Source organism: Streptomyces sp. NRRL S-31, assembly GCF_000718775.1.
Taxonomy (GTDB): domain Bacteria; phylum Actinomycetota; class Actinomycetes; order Streptomycetales; family Streptomycetaceae; genus Streptomyces.
The window spans coordinates 1-409 of sequence record NZ_JOCB01000298.1 but is presented as its reverse complement, the minus strand read 5'-3'; the positions used below and the strand labels follow the sequence as shown (position 1 = coordinate 409).

Annotated in this window: 1 protein-coding gene; it reads right to left on the bottom strand. The window is 69.4% G+C overall.

Annotation, left to right across the window (positions count from 1 at the left end; translation table 11 throughout):
• Window positions 1–307: hypothetical protein (locus tag IF37_RS40535; RefSeq protein WP_037858561.1), on the bottom strand; the 307-nt coding region annotated here is incomplete at its 3' end.
• Between the last annotated feature and the right edge of the window lie 102 nt (window positions 308–409).

The following is a 409-nucleotide window of genomic DNA, read 5'->3' as shown; positions in this document are numbered from 1 at the left end:
CTGCTGCTCCGGGGTCGGCCGGGTTCTGGAGTATGCGTCTGTCGGTGCTGTCGGCTTCCCCGACGCGCAGACCGGCTTCCTCCAGTTGGGTGATCTCGTTGTCCGTCAGTCCCGTCAGTCCCACATGCCGGGCCTGGAACAGCCATGTGCCGACGGGGATGTCGGCACCGCGGGTACGGGTGAGGGGGACGGGCGTGGGGTCGGTGAGGGTGATGTAGGTGCCGTCGGGGGGGATGCGAGTACCGCGGTCCTCACCCGCGGGAGCGGCGGCACGCCAGACGGTCAGAGCACGCAGATAGACGCCCACACCCCATACCAGCTGCGCCGGCCCCCTACCCGTGATCCGGAGCGTGCCTTCGCCGTCCGCCGTGGCGTGGATACCGCGCGCTCTCAAAGCACCCACCAGCAA